The following is a 16,212-nucleotide window of genomic DNA, read 5'->3' as shown; positions in this document are numbered from 1 at the left end:
TCGTCTGAATTGTCGCAATGCGGGAAATAACTAGAAGACAGGAGGGATCGCAGATGGATGACGGCATTTTGGAGGAATATCTGGACCGTCTGGTGCGCATACATTTTGCCCCGGACATGATCGGGCCAGGCTTGCCCGCCTACGCGGAAGGCAAGCTGTTCGACTACAGCCCCAACGGCATTCTGATCGAGGAAAAGGACGGCTCGCTCGACTACATTCCTTTTTCCGCTGTACGGCTCGTGCAAATCAAGCCAAAAGCCAGCTTGTGGGACCGTTTGACGGGTTTTGGGTAAGCAAAAAGACACCTCGCTACGAAACGGTACGTAGAAGGTGTCTTTTGTCTTTTGTATTTTACAGGAAAACGTCGAAGACAACGTAACAGGCTGCGGCCAACAGACCCGTTACCGGGAGCGTAATGATCCAGGTAACGACGATGCGTCCAGCCACTCCCCATTTGACTGCGTTCAGCTTTTGCGACGCGCCTACACCCAAAATCGAAGAGGTGATGACATGGGTCGTACTGACCGGCAGTTTCAAGGTAGTAAAGATTGTGATAATCAAGGCAGATGACAGGTCGGCCGAAAAACCGCTGATTGGCTTGATTTTCATAATCTTGCCACCCATGGTTTTGATAATGCGCCAGCCGCCGAAGGAAGTCCCCAGCGCCATGGCAATCGCGGCGGACAGCTTGACCCACAGCGGGATCGCAAACTCGCCAGGCTCCTGCACCAAAAATCCGCCAGAGAGCAAGGCCAGCGTGATAACCCCCATCGTTTTCTGGGCGTCGTTGGCTCCGTGGCTGAAGGATTGCCAGGATGCAGACAACACTTGCAGCATGCGGAAGTTGCGATTCGTTTTATGGTAATTCATGTTGGCGACAATCGCGGAAACGATTTTGATGACGATAAAACCGATGACAAACGCGACGATCGGCGAAATGATGAGCGCCTTGACGATCTCAATGAAGCCTTCCATGTTGATCGAACCGAAGCCGGCAGCTCCTACAGCGGCACCTGCAACGCCTCCGATGATCGCATGCGAGGAAGAGCTCGGGATACCGAACCACCACGTAATCAAGTTCCACAAAATCGCGGCGGTCAAAGCTGCCAAGACGACAACCAGTCCATTTTCCAGCTTGAACGGGTCCGTGATTTTGCCCCCGATCGTCTTCGCTACACCCGTGTACGTCAGCGCGCCAATCAGGTTGAAGAGCGAGGCGATAACAATGGCTGTCCGCGGACTCAAGGCCCGGGTCGATACTGAGGTCGCAATGGCGTTGGCCGTGTCGTGAAAACCATTGATAAAGTCAAAACTCAGCGCCATGACGACGACAAGTACGAGAATAACAACCTCTGGCGAAAAATCAGGCATTCTTTAACACGATCCCTTCGACCAGGTTCGAAACGTCCTCGGCAAAGTCAGCACAGTCTTCTAGCTTGTCGTAAATTTCCTTGAGTTTGATCGCTTCGATCGGATTCGCATCAGGCGAATTCAGCAGATCGGATACCATTTTGCGGTAATTGGAGTCGGATTCATGCTCCAGATCTTTGATTTCCCGCGCGATTTTCGATACTACCTGATGATCGAGCTTGCGCAGCGTGCGAATCAGCTCAATCAGCTTTGCCGAACATTTGACCAAAATGTTTGCTTGTGCCAAAACGCGCGGCTCCGGCTGACGAACTTGATAGAGATACATGCGATCCGCAACACCGTCAATGTAATCGATCATCGAGTCCATTGTATGTGCGAGCTGGTGAATGTCTTCACGCTCAAGCGGAGTGATAAAGGTAGAATTCAATTCGTTCATGATGCGGCGAACGATCTCATCCCCTTCTTTTTCAACAGCCTTGATTGCCTTGACTTTGGCTTCCACATCTTGATAGTTTCCTATCATTTCATAAAAAAGATGAGTCCCTTTGTGCACCGTGGCAATCTGCTGTTCAAACAGATCAAAGAAGATATACTTGTTAGATTTCAACATACGGTCCTTCTTCACTCCTTTGGATAAATCACACCTAGACGATTATATCGAAAGATATTGTTGACGTAAATTTAAATTCAAGGGCAAGTGTGTAGATTTTTCTTTAAAAAAATATTAAGTTTTTGTAAATCTCCTTTACAATCCGCAAATAAAAATAAAACACCCGTCTCCTTGAGCGGGCGACAGGTGTTAGTCTTGCCATCTATTCTCTTCTTTATTGCGTAGCGACTACCATGCAATCTTTCTTTTTCTTCGCTTCGTACATGAGCATATCCGCCTTGTGCGTCAACTCCTCTGCCGTAGCCGCATGCATCGGATAGGAGGCGACGCCGATGCTGACCGTCACGCCGGACAGCGTCTCGCGAACCTGCTCCTGGATCCGCTTCCCGATTGCGAGCGCCTCATTCGTATCCGCATGCTTCAGCAGTACGACAAATTCTTCGCCGCCCCATCGGCCGACCGTATCCTGGTTGCGCACATTGGCTTGCAAAATGGAAGCGAATTGGCAGAGCAGCCGATCCCCTTCCATATGTCCATGGCAATCATTGAATTTTTTGAAATTATCCAGGTCGATAAATAAAAGCGTAATCGGATAGTGCTGATTTTTCGCCTGCCTGATCTCGCGAATCAGCCTGTCCAGAAACCGGCGATTGACCAATACCCCCGTCAATGAGTCGTGATAGGCCATTTGTCGCAGACGATTCACGTATATCCCCAGGCTGTATCCGGCTGCCATCTGGATGATGGCCACCAGCACGACAAACCGCATCGCCGACTGCTCATCAGGCAGCCCGCATACGATAAGCCAAATCCATATAATAAAACAGGACACACCCATGCCAATCCAGCGTGAGTCCAAGGTACTCTCCACCTCCGGCCCATCCATTGTAGCAGCACCATAAGTACTTTTCCGTTACATAAGACCTAAACACTTTCTTTAAAACTAGGTCTTACTTCGTGCTTGCAGGAATATTTTACCTTCCTTTCCACCACGGTTCAAGCACTATTCTGTTGAATGCCCTGATGGGCGAACAGAATAACTTGCTTTCTCTACTTTCATCGAATTTTCCCACTTATCCCAACCCTCTTTTTTTTCGTATAATGGGTAAGCTATACTTTCAAAATATGATTGATCGATAGGGAGGAATTAACCGAATGGTCTGGCTTCAACAAATGATCGCCCGCTACGACACGACGATCTGGATTCGCGTCATCGGGACGGTCCTTACAACTTTTGCAGGCTTCATGCTTCGGCCGTTCCTCGCCTTCTATCTGTACGACAGGATGGACGGAAATCTGCTCGTGGCGGCGATGGTCACCAGCCTGCAACCGCTGACGAGCATCATCTCCGGCTATTTTGCCGGGAGCCTCTCCGACCGCTATGGCCGAAAGCCGCTGATGATCGCCGCACTGGCCATTGAAGCGATCTCCATGGCCGGTTATATTTGGGCGGAATCTATTTTTGCCTTTGCCACGCTTACCGTCTTGAACGGGATCGGAGCCTCGTTGTTCTGGCCAGCCGCAAGCGCCCAAATTACCGATGTCGTGCCGGAGGAAAAACGCAGCGAAGTATTCGCGCTTCTGCACACCGCGCTGAATCTCGGGGCCGCCGCTGGCCCGCTGATCGGTGTCGCCATCTATAAAGTCAACCCGGCGATTGCGTTTGGCATCTGCTCCTGTATGCTGTTCGTCTACGCGCTGCTCCTCTTCTGGAAGGTCCCGGAGACGCTGCCCGACCACATCCGGGCACAGGCGAGCCGTTCTGCCAAGACGGACCAGGCTCCCCGGCTGAAGCTGGCCGAGCATCCTACGCTGATCTGGATGACGCTTGCCGCGGTGCCTGTGTCGCTTTTGTACTCGCAAGTAGAGATCATTTTGCCGCAGCATTTGCGCACCCAGTACACCGACTTTCTCAGCGTCTTCGCTACTTTGATGACGATCAACGGCGTCTTGGTCGTCTGTTGCCAGATTGCGATTGCCAAGTACGCCGAGCGCTTTCCTGCTCATTGGGTCATTCTCACCGCCTACCTGTTTCTCGCCTGTGTCGGTTTCGGCTACGGCTGGGCGCCTGGCTTTCTCATTCTCGTGCTCGCCGAAGTCCTGTTTACGATCGGCGAGATGCTCTACGGGCCGCAAATTCAAAAAGCGATCTCCGTCATGGCCCCGGAAGAATATCGCGGACGTTATTTTGCGATCTTCGGCGCGAACTGGGGCATCACGGGCACGATCGGCCCGAGCGTCGGCGCCGTCGCGTTCAAAGGGATCGGGGGCGCTCTCTGGTTCTCCATCCTCAGCCTGCTGCTGCTCGTCGGCGGCCTGTTCCAATACCGCTTTGTCAAAAAAGCGACGCAGACGGAGCCTGCCGAAAGTGTCCAGTCGCTTTCGAGCTAGAGCACTGTGTCCATTCCAGCCTGTCTGCCAAACGGTGGGGTTGCCAACGACTCGCATGCAGGCTTTTTCTTTTTTTCGAGATAAACGGCTACGCTGCTAAGGATATTCGCCGATTGCTGCAATCCGGCAAGCATGCGGCTCCCGCCATGCTCCAAGCCTTCGTAGTACTCCCGCTCGGCCTTTTCAACGGCTTCTGTTGTCCAGCCGTTTTCATGCGGTACGACGATCTCCTGGGAAAACGTCATTTCGCAGCCGCCCTCCACAGAGGCGAGCACGACGGCAATCCGCTCCTGTGTATCGCTAAATTGCGGCAGTGCAAACGTAAACACCAGCAGATGGGCGGATGCGATGAATTGGAATCAATTGGAAGGGGAAACATAGTTGTACATTATGAAACAACGGGAGTGAAAAAGTGTATGCCCCGTATCGAATCCGTTGCGACAGCAGTACCGCCGCATGAAGTTTCCACGGAAGCTTCCATGCAACTCGCCCGTCATTTTTTTCAGGATGCTTTTCCCGATATCGATCGGCTCCTGAACGTTTTTGCCCACAGCCATATCGAAAAACGGCACTTTTGCATGCCGCTGGACTGGTTTTCCAGCGACCAGCCGTTTGCCGAAAAAAACAGGCTGTACATTCAGCACGCAGAAGCGTTGTCGCTTGCGGCTGCGCGAAAATGCCTGCAAAAAGCCGGGCTTGCGCCAACCGAAATCGATTGTCTCGTATTCGTCTCCAGCACAGGGATTGCCACGCCGAGCATGGATTCCCGCCTGGTCAACAGTCTCGGGCTTCGCTCCGATATTACGCGGATTCCGCTGTGGGGACTGGGCTGTGCCGGGGGAGCGATGGGCTTGTCCCGCTCGTGCGAGTACGCCGGAGCCTACCCCGGGCGCAGGGTGCTGCTCATCAGCGTAGAGCTGTGCGGGCTGACCTTTATTCGCCAGGATTTGTCCAAAAGCAATCTCGTGGCGACTTGTCTGTTCGGGGATGGAGCAGCAGCCGTCGTGGTCAGCGGCGACCATGTCCAAGCCTCGGCAGAGGAAGGCGCGCCCCGGATCCAGTTTCGCGATGCCCGCACCACGACGTGGCCGGATACGCTCGACGTGATGGGCTGGGAGCTGACAGAGCCGGGGTTGAAGGTGATTTTTTCCCGCGACATTCCTACGTTGATTCAGACATACATGCGCGAAAACGTGGAAAGCTTTTTGACGTCGCACCAGACGACCGTGGACCGTCTGCGCCACTTTATTTTTCATCCGGGCGGCGCAAAAGTCTTGAACGCGTACCAGTCTTCGCTCGGCATTGATGCCGAGGCGACGCGCCACTCCGAAGAGGTGCTGCGCCATTTTGGCAACATGTCTTCGCCGACGGTGCTGTTTGTGCTGGAAAAAAGCATGGAGCAAGCGTGGCAGCCGGGCGACCGCGGACTGGTTGCGGCGCTTGGGCCGGGGTTCAGCTCTGAGCTGCTCCTCTTGGAAGCGAGGTAGGCGCGATGCTCTTTTTCGTCACAGTCATGGCTGCCGTCTGCCTGCAACGCTTCTGCGAATTGGTGCTGGCCGCGCGAAACGCCCGCTACGTGTGCGCCCTGGGAGGCGTCGAGATCGGCGCGGGCCATTACAAATACATCGTGCTGATGCATGTTTGCTTTTTTGTCAGCTTGATGGTAGAAGTGCTCGCGACAGGCAGTGCTTCGGCGCTGCCTCCGTGGTGGGGGTACAGCTTCGGCCTGTTTTTGGCGGCCCAACTGCTCCGCTACTGGTGCATCCAGAGCCTGGGCAGGCGTTGGAATACGCGGATTCTGGTCATTCCAGGGGAAGCGCCGCTCCGGCGCGGTCCGTACCGCTGGCTTCGCCATCCGAACTACGTCGTCGTGGCGATCGAGCTGTTCACTCTCCCGCTGACGTTTTCCGCCGTGAATACCGCTGTCGCCTTTACGCTCCTGAATGCCTGGCTACTGCTGCGCGTGCGCATTCCGCTGGAAGAAAAAGGCGTGTACGAAGGCGAAGAATCGTCATAAAAAAAGTCTATGGCACAAACCACAGACTTTTTTCCTGTTTACAGGTTTACGATGGGACGAATGGAGGAAAAGAACAAGGAATACGTTACTATAAGTCCCGTGAGGTGGAGCCAGCGTGAACCGTACAAATATCGTAGAGCCTCTGGAAGCAAAGCGCATCATCGTGCGTGACTTCCTCAGCCTGATGAAGACCTTGCCCAATCAGGACGATGCCGCCAGCGTTCAGACATTTCTCCGCTACCTGCAAAGCTTGCTCAGAATCAAGCAGGTCATCCCGCCGGTGGTCGAAATCCTGACGCTCATCAAAACGGACAAGCCGATCCTCTATCATTCCGCTCGTCGCTCCATCATGTCCTCCAGCAATTTGCACATGCTTTTCCAGATCGAAATGGATGTTGAGCTGGCACAGGAGAGACTGTCTCAGTACGATAAATAATCGGGCTGCCGGGGTTCTACTTCAAGTTTTCCGGATTGAGGCACTCCAGCTCGGGAATGACAAAGCGGCCGTCTTTGCGGATCAGGACGCCATCAAACCAGATTTCTCCCCCGCCCCACTCCGGACGCTGGATGGAAACCATGTCCCAGTGAACCGACGACTTGTTTCCGTTGTACGCCTCATCGTAACATTGACCAGGCGTGAAGTGGAAGCTGCCGTCGATTTTTTCGTCGAACAAAATGTCTTTCATCGGGTTGCGGATGAACGGATTGACCCCGATCGCAAACTCGCCGATGTAGCGCGCGCCCTCGTCCGTGTCGAGAATTTCGTTCAGCCGCTTGCTATCGTTTGCGGTCGCCTCGACGATTTTGCCGTCCTTGAAAGTCAGGCGAACGTTTTCAAACGTAAAGCCGTGGTACGGCGTAGGCGCATTGTGTGTAATTGTGCCGTTGACAGAGTTTTTCACCGGAGCGGTGTACACTTCGCCGTCCGGGATGTTGCGCAGACCCGCACATTTGACCGCCGGGATGTCCTTGATCGAGAAAGTCAGGTCTGTATCCGGCCCGACCAGACGGACTTCGTCGGTGCGGTTCATCAGGTCGACCAGGCTGTCCATCGCCTTGTCCATTTTTCCGTAATCCAGATTGCACACCTGGAAGTAAAAGTCTTCAAACGCCGCCGTCGACATGTTCGCCAATTGAGCCATGGACGGGTTCGGGTAGCGAAGCACCACCCATTTTGTTTTGGGCACGCGGACGTTCATGACTGGCAGCTCGTACAAACGGGAGTACAGACCGAGCTTGTCTCCGGGAACATCTGCCATCTCATTGATGTTGTCGGCTGCGCGGATGCCGATATAGCCTTGCATTTTTTCCATGAGGGCCACTTCGCTTTCCGCCATGACCTTCAGTTGCTCCTCGTTGCAGTTCATCGCGATTTCACGGCTGATCGCCGGATCAATCTGCTGGACGAACGGGCTGCCTCCCGCCTTGTAAATCTCACGGACGAGGGCAGATACCAGTTCAGGCGTCTTCCCTTTGGCGTTAATCAGGATGTTTTCCCCTGGCTGTACGCGGACGGAATAGTTCACCAGGTTATAGGCCAATTGCTCCAAACGAGAGTCTCTCATGCGTGACACACCCTTTTTTAATTTTCTGATTCCAATTGTATTCTTGCCGATAAATCTCTGTAAGTCAATAAAATTTATTTTATCAAAAGCACAAAATAACAAGCCAGCTTTTTCCCCTAGACAAAAGCTGGCTTGCTCCCGTGGTCCAGCGCGGTGCTATTCGCTCTGCTCGCTGTCCTCGATCGTCCCCATCTTGTACATGTCGCTCACCTGTTCCTGTGTAGCCGCGAGTCCTCCTGCTTCTTCCTCTACCTGATACACGGCGCTTTCCATCTGCCCCGTCTCACTCAGTTGCTGCGTGGGGCGGTTTTCACGTTCTGCCATCGCTTTCTTCCTCCTTCTAGCTGATTTTCGGTATAGTGTGCGTCAGGCGCTCCCGATTTAGCCATTTAGCCATCGCAGAAAAGAAGAAGCCGCTTTCGCGAACAGACGAAAAAAAAAACGCCTTGCCCGTTGCGGCAAAGCGTCTTCCACCTTTATTCTTACTTGTCTTTGTCAGCCGAAACATCTGGAACCATCAAGGACCAGCCGGTTCTGTTGGTCACATCTTGCGTAGAGTTGCGTCCGATGACGATGCTCTCATCTTCTTTTGGCAATGCGGTCCAACCGCTGTTTGGCGCTTGCACGACCTGGTAGTTGTTCGTGGAAACGAACTCGTCTTCTACTGGCATTGCCATCCAGCCACCGTTGGACGTTTGCACCACTTGGTAGCGGTTTGTCGAAATGAATTGATCTTCAGCCGGCATTCCCATCCAGCCGCCATTTGCCGTTTGCACGACTTGGAAACGATTGGTGGAGACAAACTGGTCTTCTGCTGGCAAGAGGGACCAACCGGACGTCGAGGATGCGTCAGGAACAAATTGGCCGCTCACGAAAACGTATTCGTCTTCCCCAGGAAGCTTGACCCAAGCTCCTTGAACGCCGTTTCCAGGTTGTGGCTGTTCAGCTACGGGTGCAGCCGTTGGAGTTGTTGTTGTCGTCGTTTCAACTGCTGGCGCAGGAGTTGTCGCGGAAGCTTCAGTTGCATTAGCGGAAGCTTCTTCTGCACAGGCCGACTGTGCAAACAGCGCCGCTCCGAGAATCAAAGAACCCATCATCAATGTGCTGCTTTTTTTCATATGTGTACACTCCCATTCGCGTAGTACACACATTGTCCGCTGAAATGTCCCCCACCTGCTACCCTGATGGCAACGCTACATGCATTGCTTCATTTTCCGCAAGAAGTACGTAAACTGCTCCAATTCTTCGTCGCTCAGGTTTTCCAGCAGTTTGCCCACCAGTGCTCTTCTCTGGCACAAAAGCCCCTCCAGCATAGGGACTGCCTTTTGCGACAGCGTGACCCATACGACTCTCCGGTCCAGCTCGTCGCGGACCCGGTCGATGTAACCGGCTTTCACCAGCCGATTGAGAGCAATCGTAGTCGCACTGTTGGATTGCTTCAGAATGGTCGCCAGTTCGGAAACTGTGCTTCTTCCTTTTTGATGAAGCACTCGCAGCAAAATAAATTGCTTGGGACTAATCAGCTCTTCCTCTTCCAGCCAGTGGCTGATGAAGAAGCGAGCCATCTCGACAAATGCTCGATCCAGTTCCTCAATTTTACTGGCGCGGGACATGTCGCTCACAACATCACCTATTTTCAGAAAGTAAATAATATAAGTACTTTTACTATAAAACTATATAGCCTAAGTACATGAAGATCAATAGACCTTCCAAAATTATTTCTTTCCTCGAAAGATATGTATGAGCCGGAACAAAGTGTTTACTACTTAATATTTTTACTGTAAAACTTATATGCAACATCATCTTACCGCAAACAGGAAAAACTGACAATAGGCGAAGATGGCAAAATCGTGACAGCAGCTTTTGGGCGCGCCCTCCATTAATTTCCTTGAATCTTATTCCGTATCCAATCGTATTGCATGTATAATAGAAAGGCAGTCCCAAGCGCAGGGCGTTCTTTTGCCCACGGCAATCTGTTGCCAGCGAAACCATGTACATAGGAGATCAAGTTGATGGAACAAACCAAAAGCACAGCGAAATGGAAAACCGAATTGCTCGACTGGTTGAAATCGTTTGTTTTGATTGGCGGTTTGACTGCCTTCATCTACGTGTTCGTCATGGCGCCCTACGTCGTGCAAGGACGGTCGATGGAGAGCACGCTGCACGACCGCGAACGGGTCATCGTCAACAAAGCGATTTACTATCTCAAGGAGCCGAAACCGGGCGACATCGTCATTATTCACCCGGATGCGAGCGGCGACAACTGGATCAAGCGCGTCATCGCTGTCGCAGGCGATACGGTAGAAGCGAAAAACGACCAGGTGTACGTCAACGGCCAACCGCTCAGCGAAGAGTATTTGGCCAACAACAAGCTGCAAGCTTCGGCGGCTGGCGTGACCCTGACCGAAGACTTCGGGCCGATCACCATTCCGGAAGGCAGCGTTTTTGTAATGGGAGACAATCGCAACAACAGTATGGACAGCCGGGTCATTGGCCCTGTCAAGCTCGATCATGTAGTCGGTCGCGCGGAAGCGGTCTACTGGCCGTTGTCGGACATCCGTCTGCCAAAATAACCGCCTGCTACCTAGCTGGGCAGTCGCATACGAAAAAGCCGCTCTTGCACGTGAGCGGCTTTTTCTTTTCCCCTTTTATTTTTGCGCCGTGGCGGTTGCGGACAAGTAATCCTCCAGGGTAAGCCCTGCCGCCGTGATCTCTCGCGCCATTTCTTTTCCGACGTAGCGCAGATGCCACGGCTCATAGGCGTATCCGGTCGTGTCTTCCTTGCCTTTCAGATAGCGGATGATGAAGCCGTATTCCGCGCAATGCTCCGCCAGCCATTTTCCTTCTGGCATTTCGCCAAACGACTCTTCCAGCCTTGTTTTCGCATCGGCCCCCGACACGTCCATAGCCAATCCGGTCTGATGCTCGCTTTTTCCTGGAACAGCGCTGTACGCAGCAGCATGCTCTGCGCCTTGTGTTCGCACATATGTCTCGTACAGCGATTTTTGCGTCTTGTACGAGCGGTAGCCGGACACGGCGTACAGCTCGATGCCGTCCTGCTTGGCGGCTGCGAACAACTCTTCCAACGCTTGTGCGGCTTCTTGGCGCATCAACCGTTTTTCCACTTTTTCATCGAACGGAAACGGCACGTCAGGCTCCACCAGATCAGGCGGAATATAGTCAGCAGGCAGCGCCCGCTTCTTGTTCACAACAACGGCGAGATCGGTCGGGTTTGTCACCGTCGGGACCCCGTTGACGTCTTGGATCGTTTCGGCCAGGGATGCCTGCTTCGCGCGAGGGGATTCTCCCTGCGCCGGCTCTGTTGTATTTGTTTGCGTACCGTCTTTCGCTGTTGCCGTATTTCCCGTCGGCTGAGACGGTTGGTGGGAAGCGAGCAACCCATCCAACGAAGGGGCTTCACATCCACTGAGCAGGGCTACTGATAGTGCGGCGACGATCGCAAGACCATTGGTGCGATTCTTTTTCATCATTGATCCTCCTGGTTCCATACAGACACATATGTTCTGCTTTACCTTACCATGGAGTTAGACGAAAAAAAAGGACGGATAGTCACGCTTTTGCTTGTACAGTTTCTTTTGCGATCGATTGAATCAGCTCCGGCAGCCACGAATCGAGGGCCGCGAACGCATAGCCTGCCGCCGCTGCCTTGCTCGTGTCCATGAAAAAAGAATGCGGGAATCCGAATGGCGACTGGTGAGCCGGGTCGGTCTCTGCCTCAATGCGCGCTGGTTTGCCCACGGCTTGCGAAATCGTGTCCAGCAAAGCTTGCAGCGTAATCGTGCCTTGCGAGTTGGCGTTGACGGGGCCAGTAAAGGCGTCCGTGCCGACCCAGGCCAAAAATTTGGCCGCCTCCCCGGCGTGAATAAAGCACATGACAGCTTCCGGGTTCACAAGCCCGATCGGCTGCTCCTGTTGTACGTGCTCTACGTGAAAATGCAGGCGGCGCGTATAATCGTCCTCCGCGAGCACGATCGGAAAGCGGACGGCTGCCACCGGAAAAGCAGCGGTCTGGAAAAATACGGCTTCGGCTTGCCGCTTTCCTTCCTGGTAGCTGACGCCTTCCCGCGTTCCCGGACGGAGCGGGTACGTGTACGGGTCAAACGCTTCCTCTTTTAACGCCTGATCGGAAAAATCGTACACCGACAGCGTCGAGGTCAGCACGTATTTGCCTACTTTGCCGCGGAAAACTTCGCAGGCGTCCACGGCATTTTGATAAGAGTAGCAAATGTTGTCGTAGACGATGTCCCACTGTTGCTCCCCGGCTGTAGCAAGCGCGCTTTTGTCGTCGCGGTCAAGCGTAAGCCGCTTCACCTGCGGCGGCAAATCCGCCTCCGCCAAGCCCCTTGTCGCTACCGTTACCTCTGCGCCAGAATCAGCGAGCAGTTGCACGAGACGTTTGCCAAAAAAACGGGTTCCTCCGAGTACCAGTACCTTTTTCATTGAAGCTTCCACCTTCCAAATTGGTTTTGTTTACTTCTTCAACTCGATGACCCGTTCGCTTTCATCCCAGGTGACGGTGAACCCGAGCTTTTCCGCGACTTTTTTCACAGGGAGGTACGCCACTCCGCGTACGGTAATCGCATCTGCCCGGAAGTCGGCGCTGCTTTTGCCCAAACCGAGCAGCAGCTTCTCCGCCTGCACATAGGCAATGCCATCCACGACCAGCTTCTGTTCCGCCAAAAACGGGTACGTCTGCCCGTTTACGGCAATGGCAAAAGGCTCACCCGGCTCATACGGCACTTCCTCCGGCTCGGCAGCCGTGTAGGCGATCGCGTCGACGCCAAGCACCGTGCCTTCTCGCGTATCGTCTGCCCCTCCGTACATCTTGCCTGTTTCAAAATCGTAGACGATCGCCTGAACATTGCCGATATCCGCAGGCTGCTCGGCAAAGACGTGGCCTTTTGCCATCAACTGCAAGATGACGTCCTGGTCAATCCCCGCCTCCCAGGAGACGTTCGGATAGCCGCTGGAAAAAATGCGGGGAGCGCGAATAGCGTCCTCGATGTTCATGCCGTGGTCGATCACGTTGAGAATCGTTTGCGACACAGAGGCGATAATCGTCGAGCCGCCCGGCGAGCCAACGGCCAAAAACGGCTGCCCGTCTTTGAGCACGATCGTCGGCGTCATGCTCGAGCGGGGGCGCTTGCCTGGCTCCACCTGATTGACGCCGCCCGGAACCGCGTCAAAATCCGTCAGCTCGTTGTTGAGCATGAAGCCGTAGCCCGGCACCATCACGCCGCTTCCAAAAATGTCCTCAATCGTGGTCGTATAAGAGACGAGATTGCCCCATTTGTCCATGACGGCAAAATGGGTCGTCTGTTTCACGGGCGAGCTGTCGAGCATTTTGATCGCGGCCGCCGGCTTTTGTCCCGTGTCGTACTTCCACGGGTCGCCAGCCGTGATGTTCGCGTTGGCCCGGTTGTCGTCGATCAGCTTGCGCCGTTCTTTTATGTAATCGTCGTGGAGCAGGCCTTGCTTGGGCACCGGATAGACGTCCTCGTCCGCCATGTACGCCGCCCGGTCGGCATAGGCGAGGTGGTTGGCTTCAATCAGATGGTGCAAATACGCTACGGAGCCGAATCCGTCCTTCTGGTTGTCGTAGCCTTCCATCAGCTTCAAAATCTGGATCATGGTCAAGCCGCCCGAACTGGGAGGCGCCATGGAAATCACCTCGTAGCCGCGAAACATCCCGCGCACCGGCTCTCGTTCCTTGACCTGGTAAGCCTTGAGGTCGTCCATCGTCATTTTGCCGCCTGTGCGCTGCACCTCTTCGACGAGCGCGCGGCCAATCTCGCCTTTGTACAAAACATCCGGCCCTTCGTCGCGGATCAGCTTCAGCGTCTTGGCCAAATCGGGCTGGACGAGCATTTGCCCTTCCTCCAGCGGACGGCCTTCCGGCAAGAACACTTGCGCGGCTGTCTTGTGCTTTTCCAGCTTGTCGCGCGACTTGGCGATGTAGTCCGCCGTCACCCAGTTGACACGAACGCCTTTTTCGGCCAGCTCGATCGCTGGCGCAAGCACGTCTGCCAGCTCCCACGTGCCGTACTCCTCAAGCGCCTCTGCCACGCCGAGCAACGTCCCCGGCACGCCTACTGCCTGACCGCTGGTGTGCCGCTGTTCAAAAGGAATCGGCTGCCCGTCGGCCTGTAAAAACATGTCGGCTGTCACATTTGCCGGGGCTACTTCCCGACTGTCGATCACCGTGATTTTGTTCTGGTCCTTCAAATAGATCATCATAAAGCCTCCGCCGCCGATTCCCGACATGTACGGCTCTGCCACATTGAGAGCCAACTGGATTCCGGCGGCGGCGTCCACAGCATTTCCCCCCTTGGCCAAAATGTCCCGTCCAACCTGCGCGGCCGCAGGGTGGGAGACCGCCACAATGCCTTTCGTGGCGCCATCTACGCCAGCCGGAACACCGGGCACCTTTGCCCATGCCAATTGGGTCAGCGAAAAAACCGAAACGAACGAGAGGGCTACCATCATCTTTTTGTTCATAAGATCCCCCCTGTTTTTTTCTTCCTATCCTTATTATTATAATTTTCAGCATTTTTCCAGGTCAACCCATCTGCTCTCTGACAGACGAAAAAACACTCTTCCGCAGCGAAGCCAGGTTCCCCGCTGGAAGAGTGTCTCTATTCAAAAGCATTCGCTTACCGCTTACGGCAAGATGACCAGATTGCTCACGACTGGTCTTTCTTTGCCGTCCGAAGGCTTGTTCAAAAGCTTGCCGTTGTAGTAAAACGCGCTGGAGCCGCCGCCATCGAGATTGTACGCGTCGACGACGTGGAATTCCTGCAGCTTGCGTTGCGCTTCTTCCAAAGTAACGCCTTTGCTCCAGCCTTCTCTTCTGCCGTCGATGACGATGAGCAGCAAGTCGCCGTTGTCAAAGTGCCCGATGAGCGTGCGCGGCTGGCGAGTGTTGGCCCAGTCGCGAGGAATCGGCAGCCGTTTCCCGTCCTGCAGCAGTCTTGGCAAAAAGCTGGCCCCTTGCAAAATGCCTTGCTGGGTAATTTGCGCCTGGGTAGTAATTTGGGTTCCCACCAGGTGGCCTTTGTTGTTGAATCCGACGAAGCTCAGATTCGAATTGTTGGAAAACGTGCGAATCTTGCCGTCGACAACAGTAATGCCAAGCGGCGTCAGATTGCCCTTGCTGTCGCTCATGAAGCCGCCTGCGTTGATCGCCAGGACAGCTCCGGTGCGCTTCCCGGCATGGCTCGTCGTCTCGCCTTTGCTTTTGACCGAGTTGTTGGCAAGCACCATCTTCAGTGCGCTTGGGTCTTTCAGCCGGACCTTCGCCATGTACCCGCGATAGCCCGCTTCCTGCAGCGAGTACACTTTCACTATTGATTTGTTGCCGAAGGACTGCCCGATCGGGTCGCCGAGCATGTTGGACAAGATCGCATCCAGCACATCTGCCGACTTTTGCGTCTGCGATCGGCTCGTCACCAGCAGGTTGTTGATGTGCTTGTTTTGCTCTTCGTACTCTTTTTGCTCCTTCTTGGCGCGGTCGCGGATGTCCGCTACGACCGCTTCTACATCGCGCAGCGTTTTCTTCGTGTCGTCCAACTGCTGTCCCAGCTCGTCCGCCAGTTGTTTCGACTGTTCGGAAGCGAGCTTCAAGCCTTCCGCCTGCAGCTTGTCCGCGGGATTGGTCAGGGTGAGGGCAAGCAAAAAGCCGAGCGCTGGCGCCAGCAGGAACAGGAAAAAGCGATTGACTTTACCAAGCACGGGCTGCATCCTCCAGTTTTTTCAGCGATGCCTTCAAATCGACCAGTTGCTTGTTCAACTGGTCGATCCGATCCTGGAGAGCTTCTTTTGTCTTGTTCGTCCCGCCAATCGTCTCACCCGTCAATTGCAGGTCTTCTTCCAGATTGCCAAGACCCGCCTGCACGTCTTTCATCTCTTCCTGCACCAAAGCCAGTTGTTCGCCCAACGCTTTCATCTGCTTCTGATTGTCTTCCTGTATCTGATCGATGCGCAGGTTCACAAGTTGCTGCTGCTTGTCCAGCGTATGGGCAGCATAGGCGTACCCGGCATAAGCAAGTCCCGCCCAAACCAGTACAGCCAGTACGATTGGCAATAGAGGCCGCTTGCCTTCTGTTTGGGAGGGAAACAATGCCTGAAACAGGCTGCCTCGTTTGCGTCTGTTCGCCTGCTTCCCGTTTGCCGGGAGTGGCAGAGTAGTAGACGAAGTCGATGACGCTCCCATGTATTTGTCGTTCATCGGCTCCCTC

At 54.1% G+C, this 16,212-nt stretch carries 19 protein-coding genes; 6 read left to right on the top strand and 13 right to left on the bottom strand.

Annotated features, from left to right (window positions below):
- The first annotated feature begins 53 nt into the window (after positions 1-53).
- Positions 54-293 carry a hypothetical protein gene (locus tag AC3WQH_RS14990; protein WP_005836345.1) on the top strand — a complete coding sequence of 80 codons (240 nt, stop codon included), beginning with the start codon at positions 54-56 and terminating at the stop codon, positions 291-293.
- Positions 294-351: 58 nt separating this feature from the next.
- Here the strand turns inward: AC3WQH_RS14990 and AC3WQH_RS14985 are convergent, their stop codons facing one another.
- The 3 genes from AC3WQH_RS14985 to AC3WQH_RS14975 form a co-directional block, all read right to left on the bottom strand.
- On the bottom strand, positions 352-1,371 hold the full coding sequence (locus AC3WQH_RS14985) for an inorganic phosphate transporter (protein ID WP_005836347.1): 1,020 nt from the start codon (positions 1,369-1,371) through the stop codon (positions 352-354).
- Positions 1,364-1,981 (bottom strand): DUF47 domain-containing protein, encoded by a 618-nt coding sequence (locus AC3WQH_RS14980; RefSeq protein WP_005836349.1) that lies wholly within the window; start codon positions 1,979-1,981, stop codon positions 1,364-1,366. Before AC3WQH_RS14980 ends, AC3WQH_RS14985 begins: the two co-directional genes overlap by 8 nt.
- A gap of 214 nt (positions 1,982-2,195) precedes the next feature.
- Positions 2,196-2,840 carry a GGDEF domain-containing protein gene (locus AC3WQH_RS14975; protein WP_005836351.1) on the bottom strand — a complete coding sequence of 215 codons (645 nt, stop codon included), beginning with the start codon at positions 2,838-2,840 and terminating at the stop codon, positions 2,196-2,198.
- Between the two features lie 296 nt (positions 2,841-3,136).
- On the opposite strand from AC3WQH_RS14975, the gene AC3WQH_RS14970 reads away from it, so the two are divergent.
- Positions 3,137-4,372 carry an MDR family MFS transporter gene (locus AC3WQH_RS14970; protein ID WP_005831844.1) on the top strand — a complete coding sequence of 412 codons (1,236 nt, stop codon included), beginning with the start codon at positions 3,137-3,139 and terminating at the stop codon, positions 4,370-4,372.
- On the opposite strand, the gene AC3WQH_RS14965 is transcribed toward AC3WQH_RS14970, so the two are convergent.
- Positions 4,369-4,647: a hypothetical protein gene (locus tag AC3WQH_RS14965; protein WP_005831845.1), complete on the bottom strand. Its 279-nt coding sequence runs from the start codon at positions 4,645-4,647 to the stop codon at positions 4,369-4,371. The genes AC3WQH_RS14970 and AC3WQH_RS14965 overlap by 4 nt on opposite strands.
- Before the next feature lie 141 nt (positions 4,648-4,788).
- On the opposite strand from AC3WQH_RS14965, the gene AC3WQH_RS14960 reads away from it, so the two are divergent.
- From AC3WQH_RS14960 to AC3WQH_RS14950, 3 genes are all read left to right on the top strand, one after another.
- Entirely contained in the window at positions 4,789-5,859 is a 1,071-nt protein-coding gene (locus AC3WQH_RS14960; RefSeq protein WP_005831847.1) for a type III polyketide synthase, read from the top strand.
- Between the two features lie 5 nt (positions 5,860-5,864).
- Positions 5,865-6,389, top strand: coding sequence for an isoprenylcysteine carboxyl methyltransferase family protein (locus AC3WQH_RS14955; protein ID WP_005831849.1), 525 nt, complete (start codon positions 5,865-5,867; stop codon positions 6,387-6,389).
- A 115-nt stretch (positions 6,390-6,504) separates the two neighbouring features.
- Positions 6,505-6,825 (top strand): hypothetical protein, encoded by a 321-nt coding sequence (locus AC3WQH_RS14950; protein ID WP_005831850.1) that lies wholly within the window; start codon positions 6,505-6,507, stop codon positions 6,823-6,825.
- 16 nt (positions 6,826-6,841) lie between these two features.
- On the opposite strand, the gene AC3WQH_RS14945 is transcribed toward AC3WQH_RS14950, so the two are convergent.
- From AC3WQH_RS14945 to AC3WQH_RS14930, 4 genes are all read right to left on the bottom strand, one after another.
- Complete coding sequence (locus AC3WQH_RS14945) at positions 6,842-7,954, bottom strand: aminopeptidase (protein WP_122952770.1); 1,113 nt, start codon at positions 7,952-7,954, stop codon at positions 6,842-6,844.
- 156 nt (positions 7,955-8,110) lie between these two features.
- Positions 8,111-8,278 carry a DUF4025 domain-containing protein gene (locus AC3WQH_RS14940; protein ID WP_005831854.1) on the bottom strand — a complete coding sequence of 56 codons (168 nt, stop codon included), beginning with the start codon at positions 8,276-8,278 and terminating at the stop codon, positions 8,111-8,113.
- A 158-nt stretch (positions 8,279-8,436) separates the two neighbouring features.
- Positions 8,437-9,072 carry a hypothetical protein gene (locus AC3WQH_RS14935; protein ID WP_005831856.1) on the bottom strand — a complete coding sequence of 212 codons (636 nt, stop codon included), beginning with the start codon at positions 9,070-9,072 and terminating at the stop codon, positions 8,437-8,439.
- Positions 9,073-9,147: 75 nt separating this feature from the next.
- Positions 9,148-9,576 carry a MarR family winged helix-turn-helix transcriptional regulator gene (locus AC3WQH_RS14930; protein WP_007777678.1) on the bottom strand — a complete coding sequence of 143 codons (429 nt, stop codon included), beginning with the start codon at positions 9,574-9,576 and terminating at the stop codon, positions 9,148-9,150.
- Positions 9,577-9,966: 390 nt separating this feature from the next.
- Between AC3WQH_RS14930 and lepB the strand changes: the two genes are divergently transcribed.
- The gene (lepB, locus tag AC3WQH_RS14925; RefSeq protein WP_005831859.1) at positions 9,967-10,527 is read left to right on the top strand and encodes a signal peptidase I; all 561 of its coding nucleotides are present in this window, start codon (positions 9,967-9,969) and stop codon (positions 10,525-10,527) included.
- 75 nt (positions 10,528-10,602) lie between these two features.
- On the opposite strand, the gene AC3WQH_RS14920 is transcribed toward lepB, so the two are convergent.
- The 5 genes from AC3WQH_RS14920 to AC3WQH_RS14900 form a co-directional block, all read right to left on the bottom strand.
- Entirely contained in the window at positions 10,603-11,442 is an 840-nt protein-coding gene (locus tag AC3WQH_RS14920) for a M15 family metallopeptidase (protein ID WP_005831097.1), read from the bottom strand.
- A gap of 82 nt (positions 11,443-11,524) precedes the next feature.
- A complete protein-coding gene (locus tag AC3WQH_RS14915) occupies positions 11,525-12,415 on the bottom strand; it encodes an NAD-dependent epimerase/dehydratase family protein (protein WP_025846207.1) in 891 nt (296 codons plus the stop codon).
- A 30-nt stretch (positions 12,416-12,445) separates the two neighbouring features.
- Entirely contained in the window at positions 12,446-14,473 is a 2,028-nt protein-coding gene (gene ggt / locus AC3WQH_RS14910; RefSeq protein WP_310669788.1) for a gamma-glutamyltransferase, read from the bottom strand.
- A 162-nt stretch (positions 14,474-14,635) separates the two neighbouring features.
- Positions 14,636-15,715 (bottom strand): phosphodiester glycosidase family protein, encoded by a 1,080-nt coding sequence (locus AC3WQH_RS14905; protein ID WP_174435219.1) that lies wholly within the window; start codon positions 15,713-15,715, stop codon positions 14,636-14,638.
- Complete coding sequence (locus AC3WQH_RS14900; protein ID WP_005831094.1) at positions 15,696-16,202, bottom strand: hypothetical protein; 507 nt, start codon at positions 16,200-16,202, stop codon at positions 15,696-15,698. The genes AC3WQH_RS14905 and AC3WQH_RS14900 overlap by 20 nt, the downstream gene beginning before the upstream one ends.
- Positions 16,203-16,212: the final 10 nt, after the last annotated feature.

It is taken from the genome of Brevibacillus sp. FW301-21C12A, from assembly GCF_058788915.1.
This window is presented reverse-complemented; position numbering and strand designations above follow the sequence as displayed.